Raw genomic sequence first — 7,508 nt, 5'->3', positions numbered from 1 at the left:
AGCGCCGCCAGCAGTGCCCGGTCCGGAGCGGTGAACCGCACCCGCGTCCCGGCCAGTTGGCGCTCCAACACGGCGACCTGATGCCGCAACACCAGGATTTCGGTGTCCTTCTCCTGATCGGTCATCGGGAGCACGCGGAGGGCCGCGAAGGTGTTCGCCACGGTCAAGTAGGCCAATCGCAACAGCACAGCCACCCATCATCCCGCGGCAACCGCCTCGCCGCGGCCTGTCCTTGCGACTGACCAAGCCCCATGTCGGAGCCCCCGCCCTGCACCTCTCACCTGCACGGATGTAGTTTTCGGCAGGCACAGGGGCGCCGACGAGGAGGCCCCCTTTTTATCCGTAGGTTGTGGGTTCGAGTCCCACGCGACCCACCACCGCTGACCAGGGGAAACGCGAGTTTGTCCGGCTTGTCCGCCGCCCGCTTCGCCCTACTTCGTCCCCCATGTCGGCTCCAGGGCGGCTCGACGGCCCGATCCGGGCCCCAGTTCCCCCTGGTCGCACTTCAAGGCCCGGCAGCCCTCACACAGTCAAGCCGGTCATACCGCCTTCAGAACCGACGGCCATGACCACCAGCGCAGTCAGCAACGCAGCTTTGCAGGGGCCTCCCATAAGCTGAGTCATGGAGACCACGGCACGGGGTCCAGAACACGACGCGGGCGATGGCACGCCTCTCCCGCCCTCGACTCATACGCGCTAAGCCAACAACCCGACACGCCCTCCAAAGAGGCTCGGCCGCCACACCAAGCAAGATCATCACATCGGCACCCACGGCCATGATCACAAACCAACCGAATGAAAACCGACGCCCTCACTAACAGCATCGCAGGCCAGCAAGTGTCGGCCCCGCGCACGCGGGGATGGTTCTGGACGGCGCGAGTCGGCGCCTGCAGAACTAGGGCATGCCGCTCCTCGCCGGGAGTCTTCCCGGCATAGCGGACAAGCGCGCCGCAGATGAGCCCGCTGCCGGGCAGCCGAGAGGTAGCGCGGTTCAGACACCGAAGGGCCGCGGCCCCGCCCAGCACAGGGCCGAAGTGGCATAACACCGTCTCCACGCTTAGAGGGGGTTGACAAGGATCCCACCTGTCGTGGCGACTGCGGGCCGGCTGACGCAGGCCTGTTAACGACACGCTGTAGCACGAAGCTGAAGCGTGGAGCCCGGTCGGCCGCGGTCCACCGGGCTCGGCCCGTTTTGGGCCGCCCTCCAAAGCCCAGACGTGAGAGCTGTCGATCACCGCCCTGGACCAGTCGAGCTGCTTGGCGGCGCGCAGTTCCTCGAGCAGAAGACGGCGCAGCCGCTCCCAGACGCCTGCCTGGTGCCATTCGGCCAGCCGACGCCAGGCCCGCACAACACCCGGCGGTCATCCAGCCGCTTCCGTCCGGCGTGGCGCTTGCGGCGCTCCGCCTTCGGCAGCAGCGGCTCGATCCGCTCCCGCGGCTGTCGGGCACGATCCATGGGGGTTGTTCGCCCTTACGCACCCGCCCACACCACACCCGGAAATCACTGCATGTCGCGCCACATGCACATTCTTTATGACCTCTACGCCGCCCGATCCTTCCGAACGTCCCCGCGAGGGCGCCGCCGCAGCATTGCTGGCGGGGCGGGCGGCGTGGGGGCACAGTGCTGCAAATGTGAGAACACGTTACAGTTTCTGGCATGGGCACAGTCACTTGGGACGCGCCGGACGGCGACCACCCCGCGCGCCGGGCGGTACGCGCGGCGATGGCCGCGGCCGCGGGCGGGCGCAAGCAGGAGTGGCTCGCGCTGTTCGCCCCGGACGCCGTCATCGAGGACCCCGTCGGCCCCTCGATGCTCGATCCCGAGGGCAAGGGGCACCGGGGGCCGGACGGGATCGAGCGGTTCTGGGACGAGAACATCGCCCGGGTGCGCACGTTCCACTTCCGGGTGAGCGACTCGTTCGCCAACGGCCCCGCCTGCGCCAACGTCGTCACCATCACTGCGACGCTGGACGGCGGGACCACCACGACGATCGACTGCCTGACCGTCTACACCGTCGATGACGACGGCCTGATCACCTCGTTCCGCGCCCATTGGGAACCGGACCGCGTAATGGCCACCCTGACCTCCCCGCAAGACGCAGGGAAGCGGCTTCAGGGCCATGCGCACTCCCCCGCACCGTAGCGGCTCCCCACGCCAGCGGTCGTGCTGTACACCGCCGAGCTGACGGTCGCGCTCGCAGTCATGCTCACCGCGGTCTTCGTCCCGCCCCGCGGTGAACGAGCGCGCTTTCCGGCTGCTGCACTGGATGACCGGCCACCCCGAACCGGCCCACCCGGCCCCTCAACAGTGCGCATGCCGAAAACTACGTCCGCGCAGCTCAAGCAGAATGCTCGTACTCGTTGAGGATTCCGCCCAGACGTCGCCTTCTTCAGACGTTCAGGTGGGCGGTCTGGTCTGGTTGGCTGATCGGCGGAGGCAGCGGGGGGCGGTGTGCCGCTGGGGGTGCGACGCGCGACCCGGTCGTCGCGGGCGGCGGGGGGAAGGACTCCGACCACATCGTCGTCGTCCCGGCCAGCTGGGCGAAGATGAATTCGGCAACGTCAGACGGGCACGAGTGCGTGCTGGCCGTGCGGGGGGCCGGTGACCTGGTGCGCGAGAGCGCGGTGCTCGGCAGCCAGGACCGAGCGGCGACCGTGACGGCGCTCACCGCGGTCCGCGGCCTGGTGGTCCCGGCCGCCCGTTTAACCGCGTACCTGGACGCCCATCCGGCGACGTGGTGCTGGTCACCGGCACGTTCGTGCAGCGGCTGGACGACGCGGACCGGCGGGTGCAGGCGAACGTTGCACATGCCGAAACTCCATCCGTGCAGATCGGGCCAGGCCGCTGGCAAGGGATCCGCCAGATCGTCAACGCCCCATTTCGTCTCCATGTCGGCTCCAGGGCGGCTCGCGGGCACGCCCCGGGCCTGGCCACCCTCGTTTTCCAGCGGTGGCTCCCGGCACCCCAGGCCGTCGGCGGGAGGTGAGCCAAACCGTTGAAACGAAATCTGCGGCCTGGACCAGGTCTTCATCGCCCTGTGACTGCCCTAGGGTGGCAGGTTCAGGGCTGTTCTGCGGGTGGAGGTGGGCGGGATGACCGCGACGCCGGATGGGTCACCGCGTGGGGCGAGGCTGAGCGTGAATGTCGCGTCGGCTGGGCCGTGGGTGACGGTCGAGTTGTGCGGGGAGTTGGACGTGGCCACCGCTCCGGCGTTGCTCGACCGGGTCGGCCTGCTGATCGCGCAGGAGACGCCGCCGCGTATTGCGCTGCAGTTGTCGCAGGTGAGTTTCTGCGACTCCTCGGGTGTCAACGCGTTCATCCGGCTGTGGAAGCGCGTCAGTGCCGTTGGTGGTGAGCTGGTGGTGTTGCGTCCTCGTCCCCGGTTGGCCGAGCTGCTGGCCAGGATCGGGCTGGACCGTTATCTGCGCGTGGTGGATGCGCCGCCCGATGTCTCCGGGGGCGAGACCACCGCTGAGCTGGGCTGAGTCGACGGGGCTACGACCGCCGGCGCCAACGCCGCGTGGTGCAGCCGACGGCGGCTTCGCCCGCGGCCCCCTCGAGCCGAGCGCATCATAACTGCGAAGCGTTTTCCTCCGCGACGTGCAGCGCCGCTTGCACCATCCGCTTGAGCCCGTCCGGCGTCCGGAGGCTCGATCCGCTCCTGGCGAGAGTGCCGCAGCAGGTCCGGGTGCCGTTAACCGTTTATGGGTCGTTCTGGCGCGTGTGTCGTCGGCGGTCGCGTGAGGATTGTTGGGACCTGCATTGACCGGCGTTGGCCTCGTGTGTGCTGGCGCCCTCTCCCCGGACGATCAGGCCGATTTAGCGTGTCTCACCGGATCGACCGAGGGGCAGGTCCGCTTTCGCAGACCTGCCCCTCGGTTCGATCGTTCTCGGCGCGCGTTGTTAGAGCGCGCGGACCAGGTCGGCCTGCATGCCCTTGGGGCCGCGGATGGAGGTGAACTCCACCTTCTGGTCCTCTTCGAGGGTGCGGAAGCCGTCGCTTTCGATCACCGACTGGTGGACGAAGATGTCGGCGGTGCCGTCATCGGGGGCGATGAACCCGAAGCCCTTGTCGGGGTTGAACCACTTCACGGTTCCCTGAGTCATTGGATGTCTCCTTCGGACGGGTGCGGATCGACGCGGCTGCGTTGATCCGGGGCTGCTGGCCGTACGCCCGTCTGGAGTGACCCCCAAAATGACGAAACGCCCGCTGTCGGAACTGTGCGGGCGTTTCCACGTTCGCAAAACTCGACTCCAACCATTGCTGCCCATCCTACACCACAGCCACAAGCCCCCCAGCGAGCTCCCTTACCCCACTGAGGTGGGGGCGGCCCCCATGCGGGGATGATGGGTCCCGACCAGGTGATCGGGCGGGTCCGGGACAGCCCGGCCCCGTCCGCGTCAGATCGGGAGTCGGGCGCGTCCGCGGGCCGCGGTCTGGCGGGCCCGGTGAGCGGCCCGCTGGCGGCACGTTCGCCGGCGGTCGGCGGTATGCCGACGCCACAGCCATACCCCCACCGCTGCGGCGGCTGCGGCGACGATCCCGGCCACCGCACCGCGGCGGATCCTGGGCGGCGCCGGGCTCTGGCCGGCGGAAAGGCCGGGTCGACGAGAGGGGCCGACGGCTTCGGCCAGTTTGCCGATCCGGCCCTGGAGTGCCTGGATCGGTTGCCGTGCGCGGCCGGTGGCGGGCGTAGCGTCCGGCCGGTCGGTGGTGGCCGCGGTGCCGCTGTCCGTGTCCGTGGCGTCCGTGTCTGTGGGGGCGGGGGCGTTGTCGCTTGCTGCGGCGGTGCCCGGTGTGCTCTCGGTGGCGTCGGTGTCCATGGGCGTGGTTCCTTCCGATGGGGTCGGGGTGCGAATCGTGGAGGGGGTCGGGGCGGGTCAGTGGTCGGTGGCGCCGCTGTCCGGCCGGTGCCAGACGAAGGTGCGGGTATACCAGATGCCAGGGCCGTTGTGAGCGCGGCGGTGCCCGTAGACGATGGCGATGATGTGGCGGCCATCTTCTTCGGCGAGGGTGCCGTTGTCGGCTTCAGGCCGCTCGGGAGTGGTGCGTTGTAGCTGGATCAGGAGCAGGCGGTCGGCTGGGCGTAGTTCCAGAAGCAGTTCGATCTGGCCGGGGGCGCGGTCGACCGGGCGGGCGGCCAGTTTCCGGATCAAGGACGCCGCCTGCCAGGCCAGGGTGTCGGCGGCGGCGCCCAGCTCCCACTGCTTGAGCGCGGTGCGGATCGCTCGACGGGCCCGGGCGGCCGCCCAGCGCGCGCCGGGCAGGTGCCATCGACCGGCGTGCACTACCGGTGGCCTGGGGCCGTCGGCGGAGTCGTCGGCCCTGCTGGTCACAGGTCCTCTGTCACAGCACCGGTCCGGACGCCGAGGGTCGCGTGTCCGGCGTTCAGGTAGCGGCTCGGCTCGGGCCTGCCGCACGGACGGGTCGGCGGCACCGCCGCGGATGTGCGATGGGCGACCGGTCCACGCATTGTGAGTCTGGGCGTGTCGCTGGGGTCCGCGCCGGGGCGATCTGGGTCACGGGCAGGATCCTGACAATGGAGCACATCTTTTCTAGCGGAGTTGGGGCGGCGCGGCGGGTCAACCCCAGGGACGGGGGTCGTCGTTTCCGGATATCCTCACTCTAGCAGCGGCTTCTGATATTGGCTAATATCAGAAGTGCAGCCCGGTGGGAGTTCCTGAGCTTGAGGGGGAAGCGGTGGCAGGTCGCCGTCAGCAGGTACCCGACGCCTACCTCGGCGTCCACACCGACTACGCCGCCGCCCTGGCCGACACGGCCCTGGACGCCGCCACCCGCCGTGCCTACGACTCCCGCGTCCGGGTGTTCCTGGCTTGGCTTCAGGACGCCGCGAACCTCGCCGACGGCGACCCCCTGACCGACCCGCAGGCGCGCGACCTCAACGCCCGCGACTACAAGACCCACCTCAAGACCGTGCTGGGCCGCTCCGACAACACCGTCAACGCCCACCTCACCGCACTGGACCGCTTCTACGAACACCTCGGACTGGGCAAGGTCGGCGTGAGCCGCACCCGCACTCCCCGCCGAGCCCCCCGGGCCCTGACCGCCCCCCAACAGCAGCGGTACCTGCGCGCGGTCCAGCGCCGCGCTCTGGCCCGCGATCGGACGATCGGACGGCTGCTGCTCTACTGCGGACTGCGCGTCTCCGAGCTGGTCGCCCTGGACACCGACCACGTGCCACTGTCGGCACCCCAAGCCAGGGTCGATGTCCGTTCCGGCGAGAATGAGATCTCCCGCGAGGTCCCGCTAACCGACGCCACAACACGCGACACCGTCGCGTCCTGGAAGAGCGATCGCGCTGCCTGGCCCGGCGCCGACACCCCCGCGCTGCTGCTCAACCGCCGGGGCGGGCGCCTGTCGGCGCGGGCCGTCGACCAGCTCCTCGACGAGATAGCCCTTGACGCCGGCCTGACCGACCAGGACGGCAATCCGACCGTCTCTGCACACGTCCTGCGGCACACCTTCGCCACCAACCTGCTGCACGCCGGAGCCGACATCGTCAGCGTCGCCGAACTACTCGGCCACGCCCGCCTGGACACCACCCGGCGCTACACCCAGCCCTGATAGCGCCCACCCGCACCGACCTCAAAGGCGCCATCGCCCCCCGGCCCGCCGAGCACACCGAACCTTGCGAAACCCCAGCCCAGCACCCGCTCCCTTGAGCATCGGGCCGCTTCCCTCCCACATGACTTGGCCCCAGGTGTCGGAGGCCCACCGCTCGGATCCATGCGACTAGGCGCTTTGCTTGTGGGCTCGGCGAGCCGAGGGGTGCGCCGGCTAGCGCGGAGCGATGCTGTTGCGCAGTGACGACGGTTCCGCCGTGGGGCGGGACGGTGTAGTCGACGCCGTCGGTGCCGCGGTCAATGAGGAACAGGCCCCGCCGCCGGGCCGCAGCCGGTGCAAGGAGCCAGCGGGTGGGGCACGGCGCCGGGTCGAAACCGGGCCCGTGGGCGGTCACCGTCGCGATGACCTCGTCGCCCGGTGGCGGCAGGTGGATGTCCACGGCGGGCGTCGGGGGCGGCTGTAGGTCATGGCGTTGGTGACCGCTCCCAGATGGCCGCGACCAGCCGCCCCGCGTCAGGATCTCGACGTCGGCGTCGTCGGGGGCGGCTTCGATGCTGGGCGTCGGTCGTGGGCGGATCAGTGTCGTTGGGGGTCGGCGTTGATGCGGTGCTGGAGTTGGGCGTTGATGCGCTGGGCTTCGGCGAGCTGGTCTTCCAGGATGATGATGCGGCAGGCCGCGTCCAGTGCGGTGCCCTGGTCGACCATGTCGCGGGTGCGTTGGGCCAGGCGCAGTTGGTAGCGGGAATAGCGGCGGTGGCCGCCGGGCGAGCGTTGCGGAGCGAAGAGTTTGGCGGCGTCCAGGCTGCGCAGGAACCCGGGGGTGACGCCGAGGATCTCGGCGGCCCGGCCCATGCTGTAAGCCGGATAGTCCTCATCGTCCAGCTTGCTGTCGAGCCCGGTGCCGAGATCGTCTCGCACCGG

Annotated in this window: 9 protein-coding genes; 4 read left to right on the top strand and 5 right to left on the bottom strand. The window is 69.8% G+C overall.

The window, feature by feature from the left end; translation table 11 throughout:
• On the bottom strand, positions 1-194 hold a 194-nt coding region (locus tag AB0H37_RS44840), incomplete at its 3' end, for a hypothetical protein (protein WP_360618826.1).
• A gap of 1,463 nt (positions 195-1,657) precedes the next feature.
• Here AB0H37_RS44840 and AB0H37_RS44835 point away from each other — a divergent pair.
• The 3 genes from AB0H37_RS44835 to AB0H37_RS44825 all read left to right on the top strand — a co-directional run bounded on the left by AB0H37_RS44835 (position 1,658) and on the right by AB0H37_RS44825 (position 3,486).
• Positions 1,658-2,143, top strand: coding sequence for a nuclear transport factor 2 family protein (locus tag AB0H37_RS44835; RefSeq protein ID WP_360618825.1), 486 nt, complete (start codon positions 1,658-1,660; stop codon positions 2,141-2,143).
• 404 nt (positions 2,144-2,547) lie between these two features.
• Positions 2,548-3,000, top strand: coding sequence for a cyclic nucleotide-binding domain-containing protein (locus tag AB0H37_RS44830; protein ID WP_360618823.1), 453 nt, complete (start codon positions 2,548-2,550; stop codon positions 2,998-3,000).
• A 93-nt stretch (positions 3,001-3,093) separates the two neighbouring features.
• Positions 3,094-3,486, top strand: a complete 393-nt coding sequence (locus tag AB0H37_RS44825; protein WP_360618821.1) for an STAS domain-containing protein — start codon at positions 3,094-3,096, stop codon at positions 3,484-3,486.
• Between the two features lie 418 nt (positions 3,487-3,904).
• Here the strand turns inward: AB0H37_RS44825 and AB0H37_RS44820 are convergent, their stop codons facing one another.
• From AB0H37_RS44820 to AB0H37_RS44810, 3 genes are all read right to left on the bottom strand, one after another.
• The gene (locus AB0H37_RS44820) at positions 3,905-4,108 is read right to left on the bottom strand and encodes a cold-shock protein (protein ID WP_360618820.1); all 204 of its coding nucleotides are present in this window, start codon (positions 4,106-4,108) and stop codon (positions 3,905-3,907) included.
• Between the two features lie 294 nt (positions 4,109-4,402).
• A complete protein-coding gene (locus AB0H37_RS44815; RefSeq protein WP_360618819.1) occupies positions 4,403-4,825 on the bottom strand; it encodes a hypothetical protein in 423 nt (140 codons plus the stop codon).
• Positions 4,826-4,882: 57 nt separating this feature from the next.
• Positions 4,883-5,338 carry a hypothetical protein gene (locus AB0H37_RS44810; RefSeq protein WP_360618818.1) on the bottom strand — a complete coding sequence of 152 codons (456 nt, stop codon included), beginning with the start codon at positions 5,336-5,338 and terminating at the stop codon, positions 4,883-4,885.
• A 364-nt stretch (positions 5,339-5,702) separates the two neighbouring features.
• Here AB0H37_RS44810 and AB0H37_RS44805 point away from each other — a divergent pair, with 364 nt between their 5' ends.
• Positions 5,703-6,587 (top strand): tyrosine-type recombinase/integrase, encoded by an 885-nt coding sequence (locus tag AB0H37_RS44805; RefSeq protein WP_360618817.1) that lies wholly within the window; start codon positions 5,703-5,705, stop codon positions 6,585-6,587.
• A 576-nt stretch (positions 6,588-7,163) separates the two neighbouring features.
• Here the strand turns inward: AB0H37_RS44805 and AB0H37_RS44800 are convergent.
• Entirely contained in the window at positions 7,164-7,505 is a 342-nt protein-coding gene (locus AB0H37_RS44800) for a MerR family transcriptional regulator (protein ID WP_360618827.1), read from the bottom strand.
• Positions 7,506-7,508 lie beyond the last annotated feature (3 nt).

Source organism: Actinomadura sp. NPDC023710 (genome assembly GCF_040639875.1).
GTDB lineage: Bacteria > Actinomycetota > Actinomycetes > Streptosporangiales > Streptosporangiaceae > Spirillospora > Spirillospora citrea.
Note: the sequence above shows the minus strand (reverse complement) of the source record. Positions and strands in the feature narration are given on the sequence as shown.

Coding starts and splice junctions, on each gene's coding strand:
- AB0H37_RS44835 (WP_360618825.1), top strand. CDS start 1,658: ATGGGCACAGTCACTTGGGACGCGCCGGACGGCGACCACCCCGCGCGC.
- AB0H37_RS44830 (WP_360618823.1), top strand. CDS start 2,548: ATGAATTCGGCAACGTCAGACGGGCACGAGTGCGTGCTGGCCGTGCGG.
- AB0H37_RS44825 (WP_360618821.1), top strand. CDS start 3,094: ATGACCGCGACGCCGGATGGGTCACCGCGTGGGGCGAGGCTGAGCGTG.
- AB0H37_RS44820 (WP_360618820.1), bottom strand. CDS start 4,108: ATGACTCAGGGAACCGTGAAGTGGTTCAACCCCGACAAGGGCTTCGGG.
- AB0H37_RS44815 (WP_360618819.1), bottom strand. CDS start 4,825: ATGGACACCGACGCCACCGAGAGCACACCGGGCACCGCCGCAGCAAGC.